We start from the raw sequence: 23,732 nt of genomic DNA, 5'->3' as shown, positions 1-23,732 counted from the left end.
TAGCGTCAATGGCGTGAAGCGATCGACTCAAGCAAATCGGGTGGAACCCATGGCAGCAGGCAACGACCGCGAGAAGGCTCTCGAAGCCGCGCTCGCACAGATTGAACGGCAGTTCGGCAAGGGTGCCGTGATGCGTCTCGGCGACAAGCCGAACGACCCCATCGAGGTCATCCCCACCGGATCGACCGCGCTGGACATCGCGCTCGGCGTCGGTGGACTGCCGCGCGGCCGTGTGATCGAGGTGTACGGGCCGGAGTCCTCCGGTAAGACGACCCTGACGCTGCACGCCGTGGCCAACGCGCAGAAGGCCGGCGGCACCGTGGCCTTCGTGGACGCCGAGCACGCGCTCGACCCCGAGTACGCCAAGGCCCTCGGCGTCGACACCGACAACCTCATCCTGTCCCAGCCGGACACCGGTGAGCAGGCGCTGGAGATCGTGGACATGCTGGTCCGCTCCGGTGCGCTGGACCTCATCGTCATCGACTCCGTCGCGGCGCTCGTACCGCGCGCGGAGATCGAGGGCGAGATGGGTGACTCGCACGTGGGTCTCCAGGCCCGCCTGATGAGCCAGGCCCTCCGGAAGATCACCGGTGCGCTCAGCCAGTCCAAGACCACCGCGATCTTCATCAACCAGCTCCGCGAGAAGATCGGCGTGATGTTCGGCTCGCCGGAGACCACCACCGGTGGCCGCGCGCTGAAGTTCTACGCCTCCGTGCGCCTCGACATCCGGCGCATCGAGACCCTCAAGGACGGCACGGACGCGGTCGGTAACCGCACCCGCGTCAAGGTCGTCAAGAACAAGGTCGCGCCGCCCTTCAAGCAGGCCGAGTTCGACATCCTCTACGGCCACGGCATCAGCCGCGAGGGCGGCCTGATCGACATGGGCGTGGAGCACGGCTTCGTCCGCAAGGCCGGTGCCTGGTACACGTACGAGGGCGACCAGCTCGGCCAGGGCAAGGAGAACGCGCGGAAGTTCCTCTGCGACAACCCCGCCCTGTCCGACGAGATCGAGCGGAAGATCAAGGAGAAGCTGGGCGTCGGTATCCGCAAGGACACCGCTGCCGCCGCCACGGCCGAGGCCGGCGCGGACGCGTCCGCCGAGACCGCGGCCGTGCCCGCTCCCGCGTCGAAGGCCAAGACCGCGGTCAAGGCCGCCGTCGCCAAGAGCTGACCCGTGTGGGAGCAGGAAAGGGGCGGCGCGGACGGCGCGGACGGCACTGAGGACCGCCGCGAGGGCAGTCGCCGGGGCCGCCGCGAGGTCGGCGGCCGGGGCGGCCGCCGCGCGGAGGGTCGGGAAGGCCGGGAGGGCCGGGAAGGCCGGGAGGCCCGCCAGGAGCTGCCGCCCCAGAGTCCCGAGGAGCAGGCGCGGGCGATCTGTCTGCGCCTGCTCACCGGGATGCCGCGCACTCGGCGGCAGCTCGCGGACGCACTGGCCAAGCGGGACATCCCCGAGGAGGTGTCCGAGCAGGTCCTCTCCCGGTTCGAGGAGGTGGGCCTGATCGACGACGCCGCCTTCGCGGGGGCCTGGGTCGAGTCCCGGCACCGGGGACGGGGGCTGGCCCGCCGGGCGCTCGCGCAGGAGCTCCGGACCAAGGGGGTGGCGCCCACCCTCGTCCAGGAGGCCCTGGAACAGCTCGACTCCGACCAGGAGGAGGAGACCGCCCGGGAGCTCGTGGAGCGCAAGCTCCGCGCGACCCGGGGCCTGGAGCGGGACAAGCGGATCCGGCGCCTCGCCGGAATGCTCGCCCGCAAGGGGTACCCCGAGGGCATGGCCCTGCGGGTGGTCCGCCGCGCACTGGAGGCGGAAGGCGAAGATCCTGATGGCCTGATGGCCTGACGAGGTGACCCGCGCCCCCGGGGGCAGGGGGGCGCGGCACGTAGGCGGGGCGTGCGTGGGGTTAGCCCCCGGTCGAGGACGAAGGCGCCGAGGAAACCGGCTTCGCGGTCCCTGACGGTCTGGAGTGCGTAGCGCAGCATCATGGGGAAAACTCCGCCGCCGGGGCCGCCTTGGGACATTGGAGTGCCCCGGCGTTGCGTCAAAAAGATGCGCGTCGAGAAGGGGTGCTCCGCGTCACGAAGGAACAACGGGGAGGCCCGCGGCCTTCCAGGCCTGGAACCCGCCCGTGAGGTCCGTCGCGCGGGGGAGGGACAGGGCGTGGAGGGAGGCCGCCGCGAGGGTGGAGGCGTAGCCCTCGTTGCAGATGACGATGACGCGGATGTCGTGGTCCACCGCCTCCGGGAGGCGGTGGGAGCCCTCGGGGTCGAGGCGCCATTCCAGCTCGTTGCGCTCGATCACGAGCGCCCCCGGGATGAGTCCGTCCCGCTCGCGCAGGGCCTGGTACCGGATGTCGACCAGCAGGGCCCCGGTCAGGGACTCCGCGTGCGCCTGGGCCGGGTCCACGCGGGTGTACGTGGTCCGCAGCCGGTCGATCAGCGCGTCGATGCCGCTCACTGCCAGTCCGCCGGACGCTCGACCTGCTCCAGCGTGAGCACCGGGCCGGTGCGGCTGTAGCGGCGGATCAGGGGGAGCGGCGGGTAGTACGCGTGGACGGAGATGGCGTGCTCGGTCGCGGACTCGTTGAGCACCTCGTGCACGTGGTGCTCGCCGAAGGCCCGCCCGGTGCCGGCGTCCAGGGCGCGCGTGCGGTCCACGTCGGGGGCCAGGGAGAGGGACTGCCAGCCCTCCGAGGGGAGGCGGACCGCCAGGGAGTTCTCCGTGAGGCGCCCGCGCGCGGTGGTGAACGCGCCCCGGGACTCGGCGTGGTCGTGCCAGCCGGTGCCGGTACCGGGCGGCCAGCCGATCAGCCAGGCCTCGCTGCCGCCCGGGCCGTCGAGCCGGATCCACGTCCGGCCCTCGGGGTCGAGGGGGAGGGCGGCGATCAGCTCGGGGTCGGAGGCGATGCGCCGGGTGAAGGCGAGGAGATCCGCCGCCGAGACGGCTGAGACGGCTGAGACGGCTGAGACGGCTGAGACGGCTGAGACGGCCGGGGCGGCCGCGGCGGAAGCCGGAGCCGTCGCCGGGGCAGGGGCGTGCGTGGGTGCAGACATGGAGGGTGACCGTCCTGGGGGTTCGCGAGAGTGCGCGGCACATCCGCATGGGGGCGCGCGAGGGGAAGGCGAATCAGCAGGAAGGGCGACATACGCAGCCCGCGTAGCGGAGCAGGTCCATATGGACCCTCCGCCACAGGCGTACGTCGTTGCCGGTCATGTCCGCGAGTGAAGCACGACTCGGCCGGAGGGTCAATCGATCACGGGTGCGGCGGCGGGCAGGGCCCTGGGAGCCGCCCTGGTCGGGGGAGCTTCGGGCGCGCCGTGCCGGATCGCGTCCGCGGCCTCGTACAGCTCGGCCGGCTGGACTCCGGCGAAGGTGGCGGCGAGATGCCCGTCCGGTCGTACGAGGAGCACCGTGTGCGCCGCCGCACCCGGGTAGCCGTCCGCCACGAGCAGCTCCGCGCGGGCCGGCAGCGCGGAGACGGCCGCCGCGAGGCGGGGCATCAGCCCGGCGCCCATCCAGTGCCGCCGGTCCCAGACCCCGGTGCCCGGGGCGACGAGGACGACGAGCAGCCGGCCCCGCCCCAGCTGGTCGCGCAGCGGCACCGTCGAGCCGTCGGGCGCGGTCACCGGGACGTTCTCCACGGGCCCGCCCGGCTCGGTGGCGGTGGGCACGTCGTGGACGGCCACGGGCGGGGCGTACACCGGCTCCGCGCCCAGCGGGCCGCGGCCCAGGTGGCCGTCGGTCAGCAGCAGTTCGGCGGCGCGCGAGGCTCCGGGGAGGTAGGCGCGCAGGCCGCCCCCGGTGCGCAGGACGGGCATGGCCTGGTCGGCGGCGCGCAGCCGGGCGGCCACCGCCCTGCGGCGCTCGGCCTCGTAACTGTCGAGGAGTTCCTCGGAAGCCCCCTGGTGCCAGGCGAGGGAGAGCTTCCAGGCGAGGTTCTCCGCGTCCCGGAGCCCCTCCTCGACGCCCTGGGTGCCGAGCGCGCCGAGCAGGTGCGCCGCGTCCCCGGCGAGGAAGCAGCGGCCGTCGCGCCAGCGCCGGGCGAGCCGGTGGTGCAGGGTGTGGACCCCGGTGTCGAGGAGCTCGTACGGGGGTGTCGTGCCCCCGCACCACAGCGCGAGGCTGTCGCGGATCCGGGTCACCAGCGCGTCGGGGGTGACGAGGTCGCCGCGCGCCGGGAGCAGCCAGTCCAGTCGGTACACCCCGTCGGCCAGCGGCCGGGCGGTGACCTCCTCGGGCGGGTTCCGGTGCAGCAACGCTTCGCCGGGCCACGGCAGTTCGGTGCGCAGGGCGGCCACGGCGTGCCGTTCCACGGCGGTGCGGCCGGGGAAGCGGATGCCGAGCAGTTTGCGCACGGTGGAGCGGGCCCCGTCGCAGCCGACCAGGTGGCTCCCGCGCCACCACGTGGTCTCGGCGCCCCGGGTGTGGGCGGTGACCCCGCGGTCGTCCTGCTCCAGGGCGTCGATTTTGCTCTCGGTGATCAGCTGGACCAGCGGGTGCGCGGCGGCGGCGTCGCGCAGTCCGCGGGTCAGTGCGTGCTGGGGCAGGTGGATCGGGGCCGGGCCGTCCTCGAAGGTGATCCGCTGGGACTCGCGGCCGCCGCGCATGGTGCGCCATGCGGTGAAGTACGCGCCCTCGTCGCGCAGGGTCGTACAGCCCAGCCGGTGCACCATCGCCGCGGTGTCGGAGTGCAGGGCGACGGTGCGGGCGGGGCGGAGCTCGTCCTTGCCGGACCCCTCGTCGAGCACGACGCAGGGCACGCCCTGGCCGGCCAGGGCGAGGGACAGGGACAGCCCGACGGGCCCCGCGCCGACGACGATCACCGGGTCCATGATGTGGCTCCCGGTGTCCGGTATGTGATCACAGAACGTATGCAACCCACTGGAGGTGCCTGCGTCAAGTGACGCCGGGCCGGACAATGCCGAGTGGTGCGACGGATGAGTTCCGCCGCACCACACGTGTCCCGCCAGTGTACTGACCGGCTGTCAGGCCGGATGCCGGACGCGGGTTCGAGCGCATGTCCGATGCCGCGCCGGGAGGAGGACGGTCAGCTGCCGCCGGTGTTCTCGCCCGCGTTGATCTGGTCCGCCGGGACCACCGCGCCGGTGCTCCGCTTCGACTTGCGCAGTCGGCCCTCCATCCAGGAGGCGAAGCTGGTGAGGGCGAAGTTCACCGCGATGTAGATCGCCGCGATCACGATCAGGGTCGGGATGATGTTGCTGAAGTTCGCCGAGATCTGCCGGTACGTGGACAGCAGCTCGGCGAGGCCGAGGACCGCACCGCCGATCGCTGTGTCCTTGAGGATCACCACGAGCTGGCTGACCAGCGCCGGCAGCATCGCGGTCACGGCCTGCGGGATGAGGACGTAGGTCATGACCTGGCCCTTGCGCATGCCGATCGCCTTCGCTGCGTCGGTCTGGCCCCTCGGCAGCGAGTCGACGCCGGCCCGGACGATCTCGGCGATGACCGCGGAGTTGTACAGGACCAGGCCGGTGATCACGGCGTACAGCGGCCGCACCTCGGAGTCCACGCCGGTGTACTGCACGTAGAAGGCGGAGCCGAAGAGCATCAGCATCAGCACCGGGATGGCCCGGAAGAACTCGACCCAGGCACCCACGACGCTGCGTACCCACGTGTGGTCGGAGAGCCGGCCGATGCCGAGCAGGGCGCCGAGCGGCAGGGCGATCACCATGGCGATGGCGCCGGCCCGCAAGGTCTCGCCGAGTCCCGGGAGCAGGAACGTCGTCCACACCTGGCCGTCGAGGAAAGGGCTCCACTTGTCGGCGTCGAGCTGGTTCTTGTCCGCCAGGGCGGACAGCACCCACCACAGGACGGCCGCGGCCGCGACGAGGAATATTCCGCTGTAGATCCAGTTGCGCGCCTTGGCCTTGGGGCCCGGGGCGTCGTACAGCACCGAGGTCATCGCTTCACCGCCACTCGCTTGGCAACCCAGCCCAGGAGCAGGCCGGTGGGCAGGGTCAGAAGGACGAATCCGAGGGCGAAGACGCCGAAGACGGCGAACAGGTCCTGCGGCTCGTTCTCGACCATCTCCTTCATCAGCAACGCGGCTTCGGCCACGCCGATCGCCGCGGCCACCGTGGTGTTCTTGGTGAGGGCGATCAGCACGTTGGCGAGCGGTGCGACGACCGCCCGGAACGCCTGGGGGAGCACGATCAGGGTGAGGACCTGGAAGAAGCTCAGGCCCAGTGCGCGGGCCGCCTCGGCCTGTCCGACCGGGACCGTGTTGATGCCCGAGCGGATCGCCTCGCACACGAAGGTTCCGGTGTAGGCGATGAACCCGAGGACCGCGAGCCGGAAGCCGATCTCCTTGAAGGTGTCGCCGCCGAGCTCGACGCCGAGGGTCTGGCTGAGGCCCAGCGAACAGCCGATGATCAGCACGGTCAGCGGGGTGTTGCGCACGAGGTTGACGTACGCGGTGGCGAAGCCCCGCATCAACGGGACCGGGCTGACCCGCATCCCGGCCAGCACGGTGCCCCAGATCAGGGACCCGACGGCCGAGTAGAGGGTGAGCTGAACCGTCACCCAGAAGGCTCCGAGCACGTCGTACTGCCCGGAATCAAGAAAATCGAACACGATGGCCTGCGCTCTCCCCAGGATGGCCAGGTTGGCCGGTGGGGAACGGCGCCGCCCGCGGCAGGCGGGCGGCGACGCTCCTCACCGATGGATCGGCCGGCGGACCGGCCGCCGGGTCAGCTGCCTTCGGTGACCGCGGGGGCCGGCTCGGCCTTGTAGCCGGACGGGCCGAAGTTCTTCTCGATGGCCGCTGCCCAGGCGCCGTCGGCCTGCATCTTCTTGATGGCGGCGTTGACCTTGGTCTGGAGCTCCTTGTCGCCCTTCTTCAGACCGATGCCGTAGTTCTCGTTGCTCAGGCTCAGCCCGACCAGCTTGAACTTGCCCTTGTTCTTGTCCTGCGCCGCGTAGCCCGCCAGGATCGAGTTGTCCGTGGTCAGGGCGTCGACCTTCTTGTTCTCCAGGCCGGTCAGGCACTCGGAGTAGCCGCCCTGCTCCAGCAGGTCGGCCTCGGGGGCCAGCTTGTCCTTGACGTTCTGCGCGGACGTGGAGCCGGTGACCGAGCAGAGCTTCTTCTTGTTGAGGTCCTCGACCTTGGTGATCGAGGTGTCGTCGGCGCGGACCAGCAGGTCCTGGTGCGCGAGGAAGTACGGGCCGGCGAAGTCGACCCGCGCCTTGCGCTTGTCGTTGATCGAGTAGCTCGCGACGACCAGCTTCACGTCGCCGTTGGAGATCAGGTTCTCGCGCTCGGCGCTGACGGCCTGCTTGAACTCGATCTGCTCGGGCGCGTAGCCGAGCTCCTTGGCCACGTAGGTCGCCACGTCCACGTCGAAGCCCGTGAACTTGCCGTCGGTGGTCTTGAGGCCCACACCCGGCTGGTCGAACTTGATGCCGATGACGATCTTGTCCTTCTTGGCCCCGCCCGACGCGCCGGCGTCAGAGGCGCCCTTGTCGCTGGAGCCGCCACAGGCGGTCGCGGTCAGGGCGAGAGCAACGGCGATGGCGGCGGCCGCGCCGACCTTGGAGAGCTTCATGGTGGACTTCCCTCGAAGTGAGACGTGAGACAGCAGTGAAGTGAGACGTGCGACGAACGACGTGCGTGCTGGACGACGATCCGTCACCGGATCACTACCAGATACGAAGGTCAGTGGTGCAGGATCTTCGAGAGGAAGTCCTTGGCCCGGTCGCTCCGCGGGTTGCTGAAGAACTGCTCGGGAGTCGCTTCCTCGACGATCTTTCCGTCGGCCATGAACACGACCCGGTTGGCTGCGGAGCGGGCGAAGCCCATCTCGTGCGTGACGACGACCATGGTCATGCCCTCCCGGGCGAGCTGCTGCATGACCTCCAGCACCTCGTTGATCATCTCCGGGTCGAGGGCCGAGGTCGGCTCGTCGAAGAGCATCACCTTCGGCTCCATCGCGAGGGCGCGGGCGATGGCCACGCGCTGCTGCTGGCCGCCCGAGAGCTGCGCCGGGTACTTGTCGGCCTGCGAGCCGACACCCACGCGGTCGAGGAGGGCCTTCGCCTTTTCCAGAGCCGCCGCCTGGTCCGTCTTGCGGACCTTGAGCTGGCCCAGCATCACGTTCTGCAGCACCGTCTTGTGGGCGAAGAGGTTGAACGACTGGAAGACCATGCCCACATCGGCACGCAGCTTCGCCAGTGCCTTGCCCTCCGACGGCAGTTGCTTGCCGTCGAGGGTGATGCTGCCCGAATCGATCGTCTCCAGGCGGTTGATGGTCCGGCACAGCGTGGACTTGCCCGACCCCGAAGGGCCGATCACGACGACGACCTCACCGCGGGCAATGCTCAGATCGATGTCCTGAAGCACGTGCAGCGCGCCGAAGTGCTTGTTGACGTTGCTCAGCACGACCAGGTCGTCCGCGGCACCGGCCGCGTCCTGCACGTCCTTGGTCACTGATACTCCGCTCATCGGCTTGTGGCTCCGTCCTCCTCGGTTGGGAGGACAGTAGTGACGTGGCGCGCACAGCGTCAGTACATCTGAGGGAGAATTGAGCATAACGATCCGGCCTCGCGCCGATACGCTCCGTACTCGCGGGCGTCCCGCGCCGGCCGTGGCCGTACCGGGTCCATAACGGAACCCCCGACGGGCCGGAACCGTCTTGACGTGGGAGTCGCCATCGGCGTGGATGCTTGGGGGCCCATGATGTCCGCCATGCGAACGCGAAGAGATCAAGAGATGGAGAGGGGGACGACATGAGACTGCTGCTCGTCGAGGACGACGACCACGTCGCCGCCGCCCTGTCCGCGATCCTCGCCCGGCACGGCTTCAAGGTCACCCATGCCCGCAGCGGCGAGGAGGCCCTGCAGGCCCTGCTGTCGGCGGGCGCACCGCCGCAGGCCACTCCGTACGGTGTGATCCTGCTCGACCTCGGCCTGCCCGACCAGGACGGGTACGAGGTGTGCGGCAAGATCCGCAAGCGCACCAGCACGCCCGTCATCATGGTCACCGCGCGGGCCGACGTGCGTTCGCGCATCCACGGACTCAACATGGGCGCCGACGACTACGTCACCAAGCCCTACGACACCGGCGAACTCCTCGCCCGCATCCACGCGGTGGCCCGCCGTACCGGCGTCTCCGAGGAGAGCGCCGCCACCGGTCCCGCGGGCACGCCCGGCGTGGTCCGGCTCGGGAGCGTCGGCCTCGAGCTGTCCACCCGCCGGGTCAGCGTGGACGGCGTCGACGTGGCGCTCACCCGCAAGGAGTTCGACCTGCTGGCCCTGCTCGCGCAGCGCCCCGGCGTGGTCTTCCGCCGCGAGCAGATCATCAGCGAGGTCTGGCGCACCAGTTGGGAAGGCACCGGCCGGACGCTGGAGGTGCACGTGGCCTCGCTGCGGTCCAAGCTGCGCATGCCGGCCCTCATCGAGACCGTCCGCGGTGTCGGGTACCGGCTCGTCGTGCCGCCCGCCCCGGCGGCCCCCGCGCCGCCCGCCGCCTCCGCCCCGCCCGCCGTCTAGCGGCCACCCGTCGTGCGCGCCCGTCTGCTCCCGCTGCTCGTCGTCCTGATGGCGGGCGTCCTGCTCGCCCTCGGCTTTCCGCTCGCGGTGGCCCTGGCCGCGGGGCAGCAGCAGCGGGTGGTCGTCGACCGGATCGACGACAGCGCCCGCTTCGCCGCGCTCGCCCAGTTCGTCATCGACGCCGAGGGCTCGAAGTCCAGCGGGGCCGACGAACGCCTCGAAACCCTCAAGCAGGAGCTGGCCCGGTACCAGCAGTTGTACGGGATCCGCGCCGGCATCTTCCGCCGGGACGGCAACGCCATCGCCCGTTCCACCGACGGGTGGAAGCTGCCGGTGGAGTGGGAGGCGGACGAAGCCTTCATCCAGGCTCTCGCCGGACGCCGCAGCCATGACCCCGGCCAGGTGTGGCCCTGGCAGAACAACGGCAAACTCCTCGTCGCCTCCCCGGTCGTCCTCGACGGGGACGTGGTCGCCGTGGTCGCCACCGAGTCGCCCACCGACCAGATGCGCGCCCGGACCCTGCACGGCTGGCTGCTCATCGCCGCCGGGCTCAGCGCGGCCATGCTCGTGGCCTTCGGCGCGGCCCTGCGGCTGACCAGCTGGGTGCTCAAGCCCGTGCAGACCCTGGACGCAGCCGCCCACGGCATCGCCACCGGGCGGATGAACTCCCGCGTGGCCGCGGGCGGTGGGCCCCCGGAACTCAGGCGCCTGGCCCGCTCGTTCAACGAGATGGCCGACAACGTCGAAGAGGTGCTGGAACAACAGCGCGCCTTCGTCGCCGACGCCTCCCACCAGCTGCGCAACCCGCTCGCCGCGCTGCTCCTGCGGATCGAGCTGCTCGCCCTCGAGCTGCCCGAGGGCAACGAGGAGATCGCCTCGGTGCGGACCGAGGGCAAGCGCCTGACCCAGGTCCTGGACGACCTGCTCGACCTGGCACTGGCCGAGCACGCCGCCGCCGAGATCAGCCTGATAGACATCGCGGGGCTGGCCGCGGAACGGGTGACCGCCTGGCGCCCGTTCGCCGAGGAGAAGGGCGTGCGGCTCACCGGGACGGGGCGGAGCGCCGCCACCGGCTGGGCCGACCCGATCGCGCTCTCCAGCGCGCTCGACGCCGTCATCGACAACGCCCTCAAGTTCACTCCTGAGGGTGAGGCCGTCGAGGTGGCGCTCTCCGTGGAGGGCGACCGGGTGCTGATCGTGGTCGCCGACCGGGGCCCCGGGCTCACCGAGGAGGAGCTGCTGCGGATCGGGGACCGGTTCTGGCGCAGCGGACGCCACCAGAACATCAAGGGCTCCGGCCTCGGCCTGTCCATCTCGCGGATCCTGCTCGGCGCGGGCGGCGGGTCCCTCTCCTACGAGAAGAACCCGCCGCACGGGCTGCGCGTGACACTGGCCGTCCCGCGCACCGATCCCGCCGCCCTGCCCGATTGAACCGCTCGGGCCTGTCGTCGTACTCCCGCAGTCGCCCGAAGGGGCGGCCGCGACCCGCCGGAGGCGTCCCTCCAGTACTGCCCGGCCGTCCTGCATCAGCGGGTTCCGGTCCAGGTGAGGGTGGTACGGGCGGGGGCGGAGACGGCGTACAGCTCGTCCACGGCCCGGATTTCGAAGACGGCCGCGCTCTCCCGGGCGGCGCGTTCGACGCCCGGGAAGAAGAGGGCGGCGGCGCAGGTGCCGCCGAGGAAGCGGCGGGTGCCGTCGGGCAGGACACGGGACACCTCGTCATGGCGGACGGGCCCGGCGGAACGCTGCCAGGCCAGCCGGACGGCGGCCTTGCCGGACTGCGGGGAGGAGGCGGATACGGCCGGGGTGCCCGGAGTCGCCGGGCGGGGCCGCGCGGCGGCCTCGCGTACCGTCACCGCCCCGAGCCGCCAGCGCACCGGCTCCTTCCCGCGTCGGGTGATCCGTACGGCCAGGGCGTGGGCGGTGGTGCCCGCCAGGTCCGACAGCCGGACCCTGGTCGTGCGCCAGCCCTGACCGCTGCCGAGCGTCTGCGCCTTCAGCCAGGTGTACGGGACCTCCTGTCCCGGGCCGGACGGCCCGCGGATCGCGCACGTCGCGGGGCTGCCGGGGCTCGCCCACACCGAGCGCCGGATCGTCTCGCTGCGCGCCGAGGCCCGGCAACTGGGCCTCGGACCCGGGCAGGTGCGCTCGGTCACCACCGACTACTCCGACGCCGAGGGGGCGGAGGCCACCCGGCGGATCCTCGCCGGACCGGAGCCGCCGACCGCGATCGTCTACGACAACGACGTCATGGCGGTGGCCGGCGTGGCCGGCGTGGCCGTCGCCTCCGAGCTGGGCATCCCGGTGCCGGGCGGGCTCTCCGTCGTCGCCCGGGATGACTCGGCGCTCTGCCGGGTCACCCGTCCCCGGCTCACCACCCTGGTCCGCGACACGGCCGGCTTCGGCCGGCTCGCAGCCGAGGAGCTCCTCGCCCTTCTCGCGGGGGGGTCCGGCGAGGTCCCGCGAGAGCGAGCTGCCCGGGCTGGAGCCCCGCGAGAGTACGGCGCCGCCGCCGGCCGCATACTGAAACCGACCCCTTCCTGGAGCGCCACCGTGACCACTCCCACCCCCACCTCCGCCTTCCCCGCCCCCCGCGCCGGTGCGCCGGCCGACTCCGGCCCGACGGTCGCGATCGACATCGGCGGTACGAAGATCGCCGGAGCGCTGGTGGACTCCGACGGCGCCATGACGGCCACCACCCGCCGGCCCACCCCGCGCGGCGCCGACGGGGACACCGTGTTCGCCGCCGTCGCGGAGGTCGTCGCGGAGCTCGCGAAGTCCCCGCTGTGGCCCTCGGCCGTCCGCTGCGGGATCGGCAGCGCGGGCCCGGTGGACACCGCGCTCGGCACGGTCAGCCCGGTCAACATCGCCGCCTGGCGGGGCTTCCCCGTCCAGGCCCGGGTGGAGGCCGAGCTCGCGCGGCACGGGGCCCGGATCCCGACGGTGCTGGCCGGCGACGGGGTGGCGATGACCGCGGCCGAGCACTGGCTGGGCGCTGCCCGCGGGCACGCCAACGCGCTCTGCATGGTGGTCTCCACCGGCGTCGGCGGCGGACTCGTCCTGAACAACCAGCTCCACACCGGCCCCACCGGGAACGCGGGTCACATCGGCCACATCAGCGTCGCCTTCGACGGAGAGCCCTGTGCCTGCGGAGGCCGCGGCTGCGTGGAGTCCCTCGCCTCCGGCACCGCCATCGCGGCCTGGGCCCTGGCCCAGGGATGGGTCCCGGCCGGGGACGCCACCGCGGCCGGGGTGGCCGCCGCCGCTGCCGAGGGCGATCCCGTCGCCCTCGCCGCCTTCGACCGCGCGGGCCGGGCGCTGGCCGCCGCCATCGCGGCCACCGCCACCCTCGTCGAGACCGACATCGCCGTCATCGGAGGCGGCGTGGCCGCCTGCGGGGACACCCTCTTCGGGCCGGTCCGCGCGCACCTGGCCTCGTACGCGACCCTGTCCTTCGTCAAGGACCTCCAGGTCGTCCCGGCGGCTCTGGGCACCCACGCGGGCCTGATCGGGGCCGCCGCCGCGGCGTCGATGCTGCTGCGCTCCTGAGTACGGCGCTTCGGCTTCAGGGCTTGACGGAGCGGTAGTAGCGGGCCGCGCCCTCGTGCAGTTGCAGGGGATCCGTGTAGATCGCCGTCCGCAGGTCCACGAGCTGGGCCGCGTGCACCTGCTTGCCGATGGGGTCGCGGCTGTCGATCACCGTGCGCGTGAACTGCTCCGTCAGCTCGGCGCCCGCGTCGTCCCGCGTCACCAGCAGGTTCGGTACCGCGACGGTGGACACCGCCGAGTTGCTGCGGACACGGTCGTAGGCGTCCTGGGGCATCACCGCCGCCCGGTAGTACCGCGCGGGGCTGCCGCTGGCCTGGAGCGCCTCCACCAGGTCGCCGAGCTGCACGAGCCGGATCTCGAACCGCTCCGAGAGCTCCCGCACGGCGGTGGTGGGCAGCCCGCCCGACCAGAAGAAGGCGTCGATCCGGCCGGCCTCCAGTTCCGCCGGCACGGTGTCGATGCCGATGGCCACCGGGGTGATGTCGCGGGCGGGGTCCAGGCCCGCGGCCCTGAGCATCCGCTCGGAGATCAGCCGCACGCCCGAGCCCTCCTGGCCGACGGCGACCCGCTTGCCCCGCAGGTCCCGGGCGGACTGGACGGGCGAGCCGGCGGGGACCACGAGCTGGACGTAGTCGTCGTAGAGGCGGGCCAGCCCGCGCAGCCGGTCCGCTCCGGGCTTCCGGTCGACCTGGTACTTGGCCACGGCGTCGGCCGTCGCCACGGTGAAGTCGGCCTCGCCCGCGGCCACCCGCTGCAGGTTCTGCTGCGAACCCTCGCTCGTGTTCAGCCGGACCCGCACCCCGGGCACGTCCTTGGCGAGCGCCTTCTCCAGCAGCAGGCCGTAACGGTGGTAGACCCCCTGCTGGACGCCGGTGCTGAGGGTGATCTCGCCCGTGAGCTCCGGCCGGCCGAAGGGCCTCAGCCACCAGACGAGGGCGCAGAGCACCGCCAGGACGGCCACCAGGGCCCGCAGGGCACGGCGCCTGCTGATCCGGGGCGGTACGAGAGGCATGGCCGCGATCCTGCCACCGACCCGCCGTCCTGTCACGGCCCGCCCGGGCCGCCCGGCCTCCCCCGGCCCGCTCCGGCCCACGCCCGGCCCGGGCCGCCACGCCCGACCCGTACCCTTGCTGGGTGAGTACCGAGAGCGGCGAGGCGACTGTTGTGAAAACGTACGAGGTCCGGACGTACGGCTGTCAGATGAACGTGCACGACTCCGAGCGGCTGTCCGGCCTGCTGGAGGACGCCGGGTACGTCCGCGCGCCCCAGGGCTCCGACGGCGACGCCGACGTCGTCGTGTTCAACACCTGCGCCGTCCGCGAGAACGCCGACAACAAGCTGTACGGCAACCTCGGCCGGCTCGCGCCGATGAAGACCAAGCGCCCCGGCATGCAGATCGCCGTCGGCGGCTGCCTCGCGCAGAAGGACCGCGACACGATCGTGGCCCGCGCCCCCTGGGTCGACGTGGTCTTCGGCACGCACAACATCGGCAAGCTGCCCGTCCTCCTGGAGCGCGCGCGCATCCAGGAAGAGGCGCAGATCGAGATCGCGGAATCGCTGGAGGCCTTTCCCTCCACGCTCCCGACCCGGCGCGAGTCCGCGTACGCCGCCTGGGTCTCGATCTCCGTCGGCTGCAACAACACCTGCACCTTCTGCATCGTCCCGGCGCTGCGCGGCAAGGAGGAGGACCGCCGACCCGGCGACATCCTCGCCGAGGTCGAGGCGCTGGTCGCCGAGGGCGTCTCCGAGATCACCCTGCTCGGCCAGAACGTCAACGCCTACGGCTCCGACCTCGGCGACCGCGAGGCCTTCTCCAAGCTGCTGCGCGCCTGCGGAGCCATCGAGGGCCTGGAGCGGGTCCGCTTCACCTCCCCGCACCCGCGCGACTTCACCGACGACGTGATCGCGGCGATGGCCGAGACCCCCAACGTCATGCCGCAGCTGCACATGCCGATGCAGTCGGGATCGGACACGATCCTGCGCGCCATGCGCCGCTCGTACCGCCAGGACCGCTTCCTCGGCATCATCGAGAAGGTCCGCGCCTCGATCCCGCACGCGGCGATCTCCACCGACATCATCGTGGGCTTCCCCGGTGAGACGGAGGAGGACTTCCAGCAGACCATGCACGCGGTGCGCGAGGCGCGCTTCGCGAACGCCTTCACCTTCCAGTACTCCAAGCGCCCCGGGACCCCGGCCGCCGACATGGAGGGGCAGATCCCCAAGGAGGTCGTCCAGGAGCGGTACATGCGCCTGGTCGCCCTCCAGGAGGAGATCTCCTGGGACGAGAACAAGAAGCAGGTCGGCCGGACCCTGGAGATCATGGTCGCGGAGGGCGAGGGCCGCAAGGACGGCGCCACGCACCGGCTGTCCGGGCGGGCCCCCGACAACCGCCTGGTCCACTTCACGAAGCCCGGGGAAGAGGTCCGCCCGGGCGACGTGGTGACGGTCGAGATCACCTACGCGGCCCCCCACCACCTCCTCGCGGAGGGCCCGACGGGGGCGGTGCGCCGGACCCGCGCGGGCGACGCCTGGGAGAAGCGCAACGCGGCTCCGGCGCAGCCGAAGGGCGTCCTCCTCGGCATCCCGACCCTGGGCGTCCCGGCGCCCCTCCCGGCCACGACCTCGGGCTGCGCCAGCCCCAGCCCCGCTTGACGCGTCGCTCGCGCGGTGCTCGGCACCGCCGTCCCGGCGCGGGCCCGGTGGGCGGGTGCGGGTGGTCCGGCCCTGCGGAGCGAGGCCCCGGCCGCGCCCGGCGGGGGTTACGCTGCGGATCATGCTCGTAGCCGCCGCCGTCTGCCCCGCCCCGCCGATGCTCCTGCCGGAGCTCGCCACGGGCGCCGCCGCCGAACTCGCCGACGCCCGGACCGCCTGTTCCGACGCGCTGTCCGTGCTCGCCGCCTCCCGGCCCGATCTGCTCGTCGTGGTCGGAGCCTGCGATCCCGACCACCACGGCGCGTACCCCCAGGGCGCCCGCGGCACCTTCCGGGGATTCGGGGTCGCGGCCGACGTACGGCTGGGCGAGGGCGAGGAGGGCCCGCGGCTGCTGCCCACCCCGCTCGCCGTGGGCGCCTGGCTGCTCGGCCGGGCGGGCTGGGGCGCCGCGCCCCTGGAGGGGTTCGGGGTCGCCGGGCCGCTGGACACCGGGCGCTGTCTGGAGGCAGGCCGGGAACTCGCCGTACGCGAGGACCGGGTCGCCCTGCTCGTCATGGGCGACGGCAGCGCGCGGCGCACCCTCAAGGCCCCCGGTTACCTCGACGAACGCGCCGCCGGCTTCGACGCCGAGGCCGCCCGCGCGCTCGGCGCCGCGGACCTCCCCGCCCTCGCCGCGCTCGACGCGGGACTCGCCGCCGAGCTGCAGGCCGCCGGCCGGGCCCCCTGGCAGGTGCTCGCGGGCGCCGCCGAGGGCGCCGGACTCGAAGGACGGCTGCTGTACGAGGACGCCCCGTACGGGGTCGGGTACTTCGTCGCCGCCTGGTCGTAGGCCGTAGGGGCGGCGGCACGGAACGCAGAAGGGGCCCGGCACCGAATGGTGCCGGGCCCCTTCCGGGATGCCGGGCCGGTCCCGGGTGTCCGGGACCGCGTCAGGAAGCGGCCGGCGGCGTCGGCCCGCCGGGTGCGTCCTTGTGCGCGATCTTGCCCAGGGCGTCCTTCGCCTTGTCCGCTCCGCTAGAGATCTGGCCGCTGTACTTGCCCTTGGTCTTGGAGTCGACGGCCTTGGCCACCTTCTCCAGATTCTGGCTGATCTTGCCCTCGTGCTGTGCAGCGAGGTCGCCGACCTTGTCCTTGGCGGGCGCGAGCTTGGCCTTCAGATTGTCCAGCAGGCCCATGGGTCACCTTCCAATAGCGAGGCTACGTACGGGCACTCTCTGCGGCCTCGCTGTCCGCGCTGACCTCCGCCGTCTGCTGCTTCGGGATCCCGACGGCCTCGGCCGCCGCGCTCTCCTCCGCCACAGTCTGCTCGGTCCCGGCCTCGTCGGCCGTCGTGGACTCCGCCGTCAGATCCGCGGAAACGGCCTCTTCGGTCGTCGCCTGGGTCTTGCGGCCGAGAAGCCGGTCCAAAATGCCCATGTCTACTCCTATAACGTTACTCGTGTGAGTGAAGTTCCGCCGTGGACGGACCGCCGCACGGCGGGCGCACGCCCGGCCGGAACCCCGTCAGGGCAACGACCCCGGTCAGGTCCCGTCACGTAGCTCGATCGGGTACATGGCGATGCCTTGACGGAGGGCTGCGAGACTGGTGCGGTGAGGAAAGCAGCCCCCGCCCCGCGGGTCATCGCCGTCGTAGGACCCACCGCGGCCGGAAAGTCCGATCTGGGCGTAGCCCTGGCCCGCCATTTCGACGGCGAGGTCGTCAACGCCGACTCGATGCAGCTGTACCGGGGGATGGACATCGGTACCGCCAAACTGACGACGGAGGAGCGCGGAGGGGTCCCGCACCACCTCCTCGACATCTGGGACGTCACCGAGACGGCGAGCGTCGCCGAGTACCAGCGTCTCGCCCGCGCCGAGATCGACGAGCTGCTCGCCCAGGGCCGTACGCCGGTCCTCGTCGGCGGGTCCGGCCTCTACGTGCGCGGCGCGCTCGACGCCATGGAGTTCCCCGGCACCGACCCCGAGGTCCGGGCCCGGCTGGAGGCCGAGGTCACCCTGCGCGGCCCCGGCGCCCTGCACGCCCGCCTCGCCGCGGCCGACCCGGCCGCCGCGCAGGCCATCCTGCCCAGCAACGGCCGCCGCATCGTGCGGGCGCTGGAGGTCATCGAGATCACCGGGCGGCCGTTCACCGCCAACCTGCCCGGCCACGAGTCCGTCTACGACACGGTCCAGATCGGCGTGGACGTGGCCCGGCCCGAGCTCGACGAGCGGATCGCGCTGCGCGTGGACCGGATGTGGGAGGCCGGGCTGGTGGACGAGGTCCGCGCGCTGGAGGCCGCGGGCCTGCGCGGCGGAATCACCGCCTCCAGGGCGCTCGGCTACCAGCAGGTGCTGGCCGCCCTCGCGGGGGAGTGCACGGAGGAGGAGGCGCGCGCCGAGACGGTTCGCGCCACCAAGCGGTTCGCCCGCAGGCAGGACTCGTGGTTCCGCCGGGACCCGAGGGTGCACTGGCTCAGCGGGGCCGCCGAAGACCGGGGAGAACTCGCCGGACTCGCGCAGTCGTTGGTCGAACGAGCGGTCACAGCCTGATCACGTGATGGCATCGGGACGCCCCGCACGCCCGTCCGGGGCCTGACGGCGTGCCATCATCAAACTTCCGCCGGTGCCGTCACCGGCGGTGTACGGCAGCGTACGAAGTCCAACGTGGGGAGGGCGCGTGGCGATGGAGGCCGGCCCTCGTGACATCGGTCGGGACGACACCCGGCCGGAAGCGGATCCGATGCTTCACAGCGCCCTCGCCGACGGCGACGGCCCGCCCGGTGGAGCGCCGGCGGACGCCGACGCCCTCGCCCCGCCCGCAGACGCCCTGGCCCTGCCTGCCGACGGCCTCGGACTGCCCGCGGACGCCGACGCCCTGGCCCTGCCCGCGGACGCCGACGGCCTCGGACTGCCCGCGGACCCCGCGCGGCTGACCCCCGACGGCCCGGACGCGCCCGACTCCGCCGAGGCGGAGGCCGCCGCCGCCCCCGCCTTCGAGGTGGAACTGCGCCCGCAGCGCAGGCTGAGGCTCTGGCAGATCGCCCCCATCGTCATGCTGGCCGCGGCCGGATCCCTGATGTTCGCCTTCCCCCTCGCCTTCGAGTTCGGCGACGGCGGAGCGGTCGTCGCGATGCTCGGATTCCTCATCAGCTGCTGCGCGGGCGGCTGGGGCCTGATGGCCGCGCGCCGCGTGGGCTACGCCCTGCCGGGACTCCCGGCCCGCGGCTCGGGGCAGCGCCCCGACTGGCGCCTCGCCCTGCTGTACGCGCTGGTCGCGCTGGGTGTGGTGGCGCTCGCGGTGTACCGGGTGGCCCGGCTCCGCTAGCGGGGCGGCCCGGCCTGTACGGGGCGCGGCCTCGGTACCATGGGCGGGTGACGCAGACCAGCCTCTCCTTCCTCAAGGGCCACGGCACCGAGAACGACTTCGTGATCGTCCCGGACCCGGACAACGCCATCGAGCTGTCGGCCTCCGCCGTGGCGCGGCTGTGCGACCGGCGCGCCGGGATCGGCGCGGACGGCGTGCTGCACGTCGTGCGCTCCGCCGCGCACCCCGAGGCCGCGCACCTGGCCGACGAGGCCGAGTGGTTCATGGACTACCGGAACAGCGACGGCTCCATCGCCGAGATGTGCGGCAACGGCGTCCGCGTCTTCGCCCGCTACCTCCAGCACGCCGGACACGTGGAGCCGGGCGACCTGGCCGTCGCCACGCGCGGCGGGGTGAAGCGGGTGCACCTCGACAAGGCCGGCGACGTGACCGTCTCCATGGGCCGCGCCGAGCTTCCCGAGGGCGAGGTCACGGTCTCCGTCGGCGAGCGCTCCTGGCCCGCGCGCAACGTCAACATGGGGAACCCGCACGCGGTGGCCTTCGTTGACAGCCTGGACGATGCCGGGGCCCTGCTGGACCCGCCCCCGTACAGCCCGGCGTCCGCCTACCCGACGGGTGTCAACGTCGAGTTCGTCGTCGACCGCGGCCCCCGGCACGTCGCCATGCGCGTCCACGAGCGCGGCTCCGGAGAGACCCGCTCCTGCGGCACCGGCGCCTGCGCGGTCGCCGTGGCCGCCATTCGCCGCGACGGCGCCGACCCGGCCGTCACCGGCGCGCCGGCCACGTACACCGTCGACCTGCCCGGCGGCACGCTGGTCATCACCGAGCACCCCGACGGGCGGATCGAGATGACCGGACCCGCCGTGATCGTGGCCGAGGGCGAGTTCGATCCCGCCTGGCTCACCGAAACGGCTTTCGCCTAAAGCTTCCCTCTAATGGGTGATCCGTTTCACGCTGAGCGAGAGGTGGACTGCGCCACGTGGTGGGGTCGGTAGCATCAGGCACCGGCCCTGAGGGCTCACCCCATGCCCACCACCGCCGGTCGATGCCGTCGGAGGTGCCCATGAGTGCAGAGGCCACGAACCCCGAAGCACGTCCCGAAGCGCTCCCTGAACTTCGCAGACGTGGCAGGACCAGGCTTGACCTGCGGCGACTCGGACGGGCCGCGCTGCTCGGGCCCACGCCCCGGGACCGGCTGCCGGACGCCATCGGGCATGTCGCCGAAGCGCACCGGGCCCATCACCCCGACGCGGACCTGTCGCTCCTGCGCCGCGCGTACCTGCTCGCCGAGACCTCGCACCGCGGCCAGATGCGCAAGAGCGGTGAGCCGTACATCACACATCCGCTCGCCGTCACGCTCATCCTGGCCGAACTGGGCGCCGAAACCACGACCCTGACGGCCTCGCTCCTCCACGACACCGTCGAGGACACCGACGTGACCCTCGATCAGGTCCGCGAGGAGTTCGGCGACGAGGTCTGCTTCATCGTCGACGGCGTCACCAAGGTCGAGAAGATCGACTACGGCGCCGCCGCCGAGCCCGAGACCTTCCGCAAGATGCTCGTCGCCACCGGCAACGACGTCCGCGTGATGTCCATCAAACTCGCCGACCGGCTGCACAACATGCGCACCCTCGGGGTGATGCGGCCCGAGAAACAGGCGCGCATCGCGAAGGTCACCCGCGACGTCCTCATCCCGCTCGCCGAACGGCTGGGCGTGCAGGCCCTGAAGACCGAGCTGGAGGACCTCGTCTTCGCGATCCTGCACCCCGAGGAGTACGAGCACACCCGCGCGCTCATCGCGGCCCACGCGGGCGAGCGCGACCCGCTGCCCGCCATCGCCGATTCGGTACGGGCCGTCCTGCGCGACGCCGGCATCGCGGCCGAGGTGATGGTGCGGCCCCGGCACTTCGTCTCCGTGCACCGGATCTCCCTCAAGCGCGGGGAGCTGCGCGGCTCCGACTTCGGCCGCCTGCTGGTCCTCGTGGGGGAGAACGCGGACTGTTATGCCGTGCTGGGGGAGCTGCACACCTGCTTCACCCCGGTCATCTCCGAGTTCAAGGACTTCATCGCCTCCCCGAAGTTCAACCTGTACCAGTCCCTGCACACCGCCTTCGCCACGCCGGAGGGGTACGTCGCCGAGGTCATCGTCCGGACCCGGCAGATGCACCGGGTCGCGGAGGCGGGCGTGGTGGCGCTGGGCAATCCGTACACGACGCAGCCTCCACCCCCGCAGGCCGAAGCGGCCGACTGCGAGGAGGAGCGCGTCGACCCGACGCGGCCCGGCTGGCTGTCGCGGCTGCTCGACTGGCAGCAGTCGGCGCCCGACCCCGACACCTTCTGGGACGTGCTGCGCTCGGAGCTGGCCCAGGACCGCGAGATCACCGTGTTCCGCGCCGACGGCGGTGCCCCCGGCACCATCAGCCTGCCGGCCGGCGCGAGCTGTATCGACGCCGCCTACGCGCAGTACGGCGAGGCGGCCCACGGCTGTATCGGCGCCCGGGTCAACGGGCGCCTGACCTCCCTGTCCTCCCGGCTCTCTGACGGAGACACCGTCCAGCTCCTGCTCTCGCACGACGTCTCCTCGGGCCCCACCGCCGACTGGCTGGAGCACGCCAAGACCCCGGCGGCCCGGATCGCCGTCAGCAGCTGGCTGGAGGCCCACCCCGACGGGGCCCGGCCCGCCGACGCCGCCCCCAGGCCGCCGCTGTCGGTGATCGGCCTGCGCAGTGGCGGAGGCAACGCCGTCGCCGACCTGCCGGACGCCACCGTGCGGCTCGCGGGGTGCTGCACCCCGGTGCCGCCCGACGCCGTCGAGGGGTTCGTCGTCCGCGGCGGGGCCGTCACCGTGCACCGGGTCCGCTGCGCGACCGTGGCCCAGATGCGGGCGGTCGGCCGCATGCCCGTCGCCGTGCACTGGCGGGCGACCGCGGACTGCCGGGTCACCCTGCTCGCCGAATCGTTCGGCCGCCCGCACCTGCTGGCCGATCTGACCGAGGCCATCGCCCGCGAGGGGGTCGAGGTGGTGTCCGCGACCGTGGAGCCGCCCGTCGAACAGCGGGTCCGGCACAGCTACACCCTGCAGCTGCCCGACGCGACGGGCCTCCCGGCACTGATGCGGGCCATGCGGGACGTGCCGGGGGTCTACGACGTCAGCAGGGCGTGAGCGGTCTAGCCCCCGCCCGACCCCTTTCGGGTGGAGCCGTCGCGCGCCGTTCGCGGGCGCGTGGCGGGCGCTGATAAGCGGTGGGGGATGCAGCTCACCTCCCCGCGCCTGCGCGCCGCCCTGCTGGCCGCGGCCTCCCTCACCCTCGTCGCCGCCGTTGTGCCCCCGCCCAAGGCCCTCGGCATCGGCGACGTGCTGTTCCCCGAGCTCGGGAACCCCGGCTACGACGTGCTCTCGTACGACCTGTCCTTCGCCTACAAGAACAACAGCAGCCCCCTCGACGCGGTCACCGTCATCGACGCGCGCAGCCTCACCCGGCTGGAGACCGTCAACCTCGACTTCACCCACGGCAAGGTCGCCTCGGCCGAGGTCAACGGGGAACCCGCCGCCTTCGCGAGCATCGGCGAGGACCTCGTCCTGACCCCCGCCCGGCCGGTGGAACCGAACCTGCCGCTCCACATCACCGTCCGGCACACCAGCGACCCGCGAGGCCGCGGCGACGGTGGCTGGGTGGTCACCGACGACGGGCTGGCCATGGCGAACCAGGCCGACGCCGCCCACCGGGTCTTCCCGTGCAACGACCACCCCGCGGACAAGGCGTACTTCACCTTCCGGGTGAGCGCGCCGGCCGGGATGACGGCCGTGGCCAACGGGGTGCCGGGCGCGCTCCCGGCCCGCCGGGCGGGCGCCGCGACCACGTGGACGTACCGGACGCTGCACCCGATGGCCACCGAGCTGGCCCAGGTCTCGATCGGCGACTCGGCCGTGATCCACCGCACCGGGCCGCACGGACTGCCGCTGCGCGACGTGGTTCCGGCGGCGGACCGGGAACGGCTGGAGCCGTGGCTGAAGAAGACCGCCGGGCACATCGAGTGGATGGAGGCCCGGGTCGGCCGCTACCCCTTCGAGAACTACGGGGTGCTGATCGCGAAGGCCCGTACCGGCTTCGAGCTGGAGACGCAGACCCTGTCACTGTTCGAGAGCGCGCTGTTCGCGGGCGGTGGCGGCTACCCCGAGTGGTACGTGGAGTCCGTGATGGTCCACGAGCTGGCCCACCAGTGGTTCGGCGACAGCGTGAGCCCGCGCACCTGGTCCGACCTGTGGCTCAACGAGGGCCACGCCACCTGGTACGAGGCCCTGTACGCGGACGGCCTGGGCAAGTACTCCCTGGATCGCCGGATGCGCGAGGCGTACCAGCGCTCTGACCAGTGGCGGTCCGCCGGCGGCCCCCCGGCCGCGCCCAAGCCGGCCGCCCCGGGCGAGAAGATCGGGCTGTTCCGGCCGGCGGTCTACGACGGCGCCGCGCTGATCCTGTACGCCCTGCGGCAGGAGATCGGCGTCAAGGCCTTCGACCGGGTCGAGCGGCGCTGGGTGGGGGAGCACCGGGACGGGGTCGCGGGTACGGAGGACTTCGTACGGCTGGCCTCGCAGGAGGCGGGCCGGGACCTGGGTGCGTTCCTGGAGCCGTGGCTGTACGGGAAGAAGACCCCTGCCATGCCGGGGCACCCGGAGTGGAGCGCCCCGAAAAGCGTGTGACGCCTGCGGAACGGGCATGCCACCAT

General features: G+C 72.6%; 24 protein-coding genes and 1 pseudogene. 13 read left to right on the top strand and 12 right to left on the bottom strand.

Annotated elements, in window-relative coordinates; all coding sequences use genetic code 11:
- Positions 1-49 precede the first annotated feature (49 nt).
- Positions 50-1,171: a recombinase RecA gene (gene recA, locus ACIQV3_RS07910; protein WP_403710817.1), complete on the top strand. Its 1,122-nt coding sequence runs from the start codon at positions 50-52 to the stop codon at positions 1,169-1,171.
- Positions 1,172-1,174: 3 nt separating this feature from the next.
- Positions 1,175-1,837, top strand: a complete 663-nt coding sequence (recX, locus tag ACIQV3_RS07905; protein WP_403710815.1) for a recombination regulator RecX — start codon at positions 1,175-1,177, stop codon at positions 1,835-1,837.
- Positions 1,838-2,071: 234 nt separating this feature from the next.
- Here the strand turns inward: recX and ACIQV3_RS07900 are convergent, their stop codons facing one another.
- The 8 genes from ACIQV3_RS07900 to ACIQV3_RS07865 all read right to left on the bottom strand — a co-directional run bounded on the left by ACIQV3_RS07900 (position 2,072) and on the right by ACIQV3_RS07865 (position 8,456).
- Positions 2,072-2,458, bottom strand: coding sequence for a rhodanese-like domain-containing protein (locus ACIQV3_RS07900; protein WP_403710889.1), 387 nt, complete (start codon positions 2,456-2,458; stop codon positions 2,072-2,074).
- Positions 2,449-3,048 carry a cysteine dioxygenase gene (locus tag ACIQV3_RS07895; RefSeq protein WP_403710813.1) on the bottom strand — a complete coding sequence of 200 codons (600 nt, stop codon included), beginning with the start codon at positions 3,046-3,048 and terminating at the stop codon, positions 2,449-2,451. Before ACIQV3_RS07895 ends, ACIQV3_RS07900 begins: the two co-directional genes overlap by 10 nt.
- Positions 3,049-3,121: 73 nt before the next feature.
- Positions 3,122-3,208, bottom strand: coding sequence for a putative leader peptide (locus tag ACIQV3_RS07890; protein ID WP_311318651.1), 87 nt, complete (start codon positions 3,206-3,208; stop codon positions 3,122-3,124).
- Between the two features lie 32 nt (positions 3,209-3,240).
- Entirely contained in the window at positions 3,241-4,827 is a 1,587-nt protein-coding gene (locus ACIQV3_RS07885; protein WP_403710811.1) for an FAD-dependent monooxygenase, read from the bottom strand.
- 215 nt (positions 4,828-5,042) lie between these two features.
- Positions 5,043-5,918, bottom strand: a complete 876-nt coding sequence (locus ACIQV3_RS07880) for an amino acid ABC transporter permease (protein ID WP_403710809.1) — start codon at positions 5,916-5,918, stop codon at positions 5,043-5,045.
- Positions 5,915-6,589, bottom strand: coding sequence for an amino acid ABC transporter permease (locus tag ACIQV3_RS07875; RefSeq protein ID WP_403710807.1), 675 nt, complete (start codon positions 6,587-6,589; stop codon positions 5,915-5,917). The genes ACIQV3_RS07880 and ACIQV3_RS07875 overlap by 4 nt, the downstream gene beginning before the upstream one ends.
- A 116-nt stretch (positions 6,590-6,705) precedes the next feature.
- Positions 6,706-7,560, bottom strand: a complete 855-nt coding sequence (locus tag ACIQV3_RS07870; protein ID WP_403710805.1) for a glutamate ABC transporter substrate-binding protein — start codon at positions 7,558-7,560, stop codon at positions 6,706-6,708.
- A 110-nt stretch (positions 7,561-7,670) separates the two neighbouring features.
- Positions 7,671-8,456 (bottom strand): amino acid ABC transporter ATP-binding protein, encoded by a 786-nt coding sequence (locus ACIQV3_RS07865; RefSeq protein WP_403710803.1) that lies wholly within the window; start codon positions 8,454-8,456, stop codon positions 7,671-7,673.
- A gap of 284 nt (positions 8,457-8,740) precedes the next feature.
- Between ACIQV3_RS07865 and ACIQV3_RS07860 the strand changes: the two genes are divergently transcribed.
- Together ACIQV3_RS07860 and ACIQV3_RS07855 are read left to right on the top strand one after the other, a co-directional pair.
- Entirely contained in the window at positions 8,741-9,502 is a 762-nt protein-coding gene (locus ACIQV3_RS07860; protein ID WP_403710801.1) for a response regulator transcription factor, read from the top strand.
- A 12-nt stretch (positions 9,503-9,514) separates the two neighbouring features.
- Complete coding sequence (locus ACIQV3_RS07855; RefSeq protein WP_403710799.1) at positions 9,515-10,933, top strand: ATP-binding protein; 1,419 nt, start codon at positions 9,515-9,517, stop codon at positions 10,931-10,933.
- A gap of 95 nt (positions 10,934-11,028) precedes the next feature.
- Here ACIQV3_RS07855 and ACIQV3_RS07850 read toward each other — a convergent pair whose 3' ends face one another.
- Positions 11,029-11,658, bottom strand: a complete 630-nt coding sequence (locus tag ACIQV3_RS07850; protein ID WP_403710797.1) for a hypothetical protein — start codon at positions 11,656-11,658, stop codon at positions 11,029-11,031.
- Here ACIQV3_RS07850 and ACIQV3_RS07845 point away from each other — a divergent pair.
- Positions 11,546-11,908: pseudogene (locus ACIQV3_RS07845) on the top strand (substrate-binding domain-containing protein); the annotation flags it as partial. The gene ACIQV3_RS07850 and the pseudogene ACIQV3_RS07845 sit on opposite strands and share 113 nt — an antisense overlap.
- A gap of 225 nt (positions 11,909-12,133) precedes the next feature.
- Complete coding sequence (locus tag ACIQV3_RS07840; protein WP_403710887.1) at positions 12,134-13,051, top strand: ROK family protein; 918 nt, start codon at positions 12,134-12,136, stop codon at positions 13,049-13,051.
- A 16-nt stretch (positions 13,052-13,067) separates the two neighbouring features.
- Here the strand turns inward: ACIQV3_RS07840 and ACIQV3_RS07835 are convergent, their stop codons facing one another.
- Positions 13,068-14,063 (bottom strand): TAXI family TRAP transporter solute-binding subunit, encoded by a 996-nt coding sequence (locus ACIQV3_RS07835; protein WP_403710795.1) that lies wholly within the window; start codon positions 14,061-14,063, stop codon positions 13,068-13,070.
- Between the two features lie 122 nt (positions 14,064-14,185).
- Between ACIQV3_RS07835 and miaB the strand changes: the two genes are divergently transcribed.
- Together miaB and ACIQV3_RS07825 are read left to right on the top strand one after the other, a co-directional pair.
- Positions 14,186-15,703 (top strand): tRNA (N6-isopentenyl adenosine(37)-C2)-methylthiotransferase MiaB, encoded by a 1,518-nt coding sequence (gene miaB, locus ACIQV3_RS07830; protein ID WP_403710793.1) that lies wholly within the window; start codon positions 14,186-14,188, stop codon positions 15,701-15,703.
- Between the two features lie 121 nt (positions 15,704-15,824).
- A complete protein-coding gene (locus ACIQV3_RS07825; protein ID WP_403710791.1) occupies positions 15,825-16,532 on the top strand; it encodes a class III extradiol dioxygenase subunit B-like domain-containing protein in 708 nt (235 codons plus the stop codon).
- A gap of 100 nt (positions 16,533-16,632) precedes the next feature.
- Here ACIQV3_RS07825 and ACIQV3_RS07820 read toward each other — a convergent pair whose 3' ends face one another.
- Both ACIQV3_RS07820 and ACIQV3_RS07815 read right to left on the bottom strand, forming a co-directional pair.
- Positions 16,633-16,878 (bottom strand): antitoxin, encoded by a 246-nt coding sequence (locus ACIQV3_RS07820; protein ID WP_267760959.1) that lies wholly within the window; start codon positions 16,876-16,878, stop codon positions 16,633-16,635.
- Positions 16,879-16,900: 22 nt separating this feature from the next.
- Positions 16,901-17,119 (bottom strand): gliding motility protein, encoded by a 219-nt coding sequence (locus ACIQV3_RS07815; RefSeq protein WP_403710789.1) that lies wholly within the window; start codon positions 17,117-17,119, stop codon positions 16,901-16,903.
- 174 nt (positions 17,120-17,293) lie between these two features.
- On the opposite strand from ACIQV3_RS07815, the gene miaA reads away from it, so the two are divergent.
- The 5 genes from miaA (at position 17,294) to ACIQV3_RS07790 (ending at position 23,706) form a co-directional block, all read left to right on the top strand.
- Positions 17,294-18,232: a tRNA (adenosine(37)-N6)-dimethylallyltransferase MiaA gene (gene miaA, locus ACIQV3_RS07810; RefSeq protein WP_403710787.1), complete on the top strand. Its 939-nt coding sequence runs from the start codon at positions 17,294-17,296 to the stop codon at positions 18,230-18,232.
- Between the two features lie 190 nt (positions 18,233-18,422).
- Positions 18,423-19,007, top strand: a complete 585-nt coding sequence (locus ACIQV3_RS07805; RefSeq protein ID WP_403710785.1) for a hypothetical protein — start codon at positions 18,423-18,425, stop codon at positions 19,005-19,007.
- A gap of 47 nt (positions 19,008-19,054) precedes the next feature.
- On the top strand, positions 19,055-19,930 hold the full coding sequence (gene dapF / locus ACIQV3_RS07800; RefSeq protein WP_403710783.1) for a diaminopimelate epimerase: 876 nt from the start codon (positions 19,055-19,057) through the stop codon (positions 19,928-19,930).
- A gap of 140 nt (positions 19,931-20,070) precedes the next feature.
- A complete protein-coding gene (locus ACIQV3_RS07795; RefSeq protein ID WP_403710781.1) occupies positions 20,071-22,170 on the top strand; it encodes a RelA/SpoT family protein in 2,100 nt (699 codons plus the stop codon).
- 87 nt (positions 22,171-22,257) lie between these two features.
- A complete protein-coding gene (locus ACIQV3_RS07790) occupies positions 22,258-23,706 on the top strand; it encodes a M1 family metallopeptidase (protein WP_403710779.1) in 1,449 nt (482 codons plus the stop codon).
- Positions 23,707-23,732: the final 26 nt, after the last annotated feature.

This window comes from Streptomyces sp. NPDC099050 (genome assembly GCF_044759865.1).
Classification (GTDB): domain Bacteria; phylum Actinomycetota; class Actinomycetes; order Streptomycetales; family Streptomycetaceae; genus Streptomyces.
The sequence above is the reverse complement of the archived record's forward strand: the minus strand, read 5'-3'. Positions and strand labels throughout refer to the sequence as shown.

Coding starts and splice junctions, on each gene's coding strand:
- ACIQV3_RS07815 (WP_403710789.1), bottom strand. CDS start 17,119: ATGGGCATTTTGGACCGGCTTCTCGGCCGCAAGACCCAGGCGACGACC.
- ACIQV3_RS07835 (WP_403710795.1), bottom strand. CDS start 14,063: ATGCCTCTCGTACCGCCCCGGATCAGCAGGCGCCGTGCCCTGCGGGCC.
- ACIQV3_RS07820 (WP_267760959.1), bottom strand. CDS start 16,878: ATGGGCCTGCTGGACAATCTGAAGGCCAAGCTCGCGCCCGCCAAGGAC.
- ACIQV3_RS07795 (WP_403710781.1), top strand. CDS start 20,071: ATGAGTGCAGAGGCCACGAACCCCGAAGCACGTCCCGAAGCGCTCCCT.
- ACIQV3_RS07790 (WP_403710779.1), top strand. CDS start 22,258: ATGCAGCTCACCTCCCCGCGCCTGCGCGCCGCCCTGCTGGCCGCGGCC.
- ACIQV3_RS07890 (WP_311318651.1), bottom strand. CDS start 3,208: ATGACCGGCAACGACGTACGCCTGTGGCGGAGGGTCCATATGGACCTG.
- recA (WP_403710817.1), top strand. CDS start 50: ATGGCAGCAGGCAACGACCGCGAGAAGGCTCTCGAAGCCGCGCTCGCA.
- ACIQV3_RS07885 (WP_403710811.1), bottom strand. CDS start 4,827: ATGGACCCGGTGATCGTCGTCGGCGCGGGGCCCGTCGGGCTGTCCCTG.
- ACIQV3_RS07865 (WP_403710803.1), bottom strand. CDS start 8,456: ATGAGCGGAGTATCAGTGACCAAGGACGTGCAGGACGCGGCCGGTGCC.
- ACIQV3_RS07860 (WP_403710801.1), top strand. CDS start 8,741: ATGAGACTGCTGCTCGTCGAGGACGACGACCACGTCGCCGCCGCCCTG.
- ACIQV3_RS07825 (WP_403710791.1), top strand. CDS start 15,825: ATGCTCGTAGCCGCCGCCGTCTGCCCCGCCCCGCCGATGCTCCTGCCG.
- ACIQV3_RS07870 (WP_403710805.1), bottom strand. CDS start 7,560: ATGAAGCTCTCCAAGGTCGGCGCGGCCGCCGCCATCGCCGTTGCTCTC.
- ACIQV3_RS07880 (WP_403710809.1), bottom strand. CDS start 5,918: ATGACCTCGGTGCTGTACGACGCCCCGGGCCCCAAGGCCAAGGCGCGC.
- ACIQV3_RS07895 (WP_403710813.1), bottom strand. CDS start 3,048: ATGTCTGCACCCACGCACGCCCCTGCCCCGGCGACGGCTCCGGCTTCC.
- ACIQV3_RS07805 (WP_403710785.1), top strand. CDS start 18,423: ATGCTTCACAGCGCCCTCGCCGACGGCGACGGCCCGCCCGGTGGAGCG.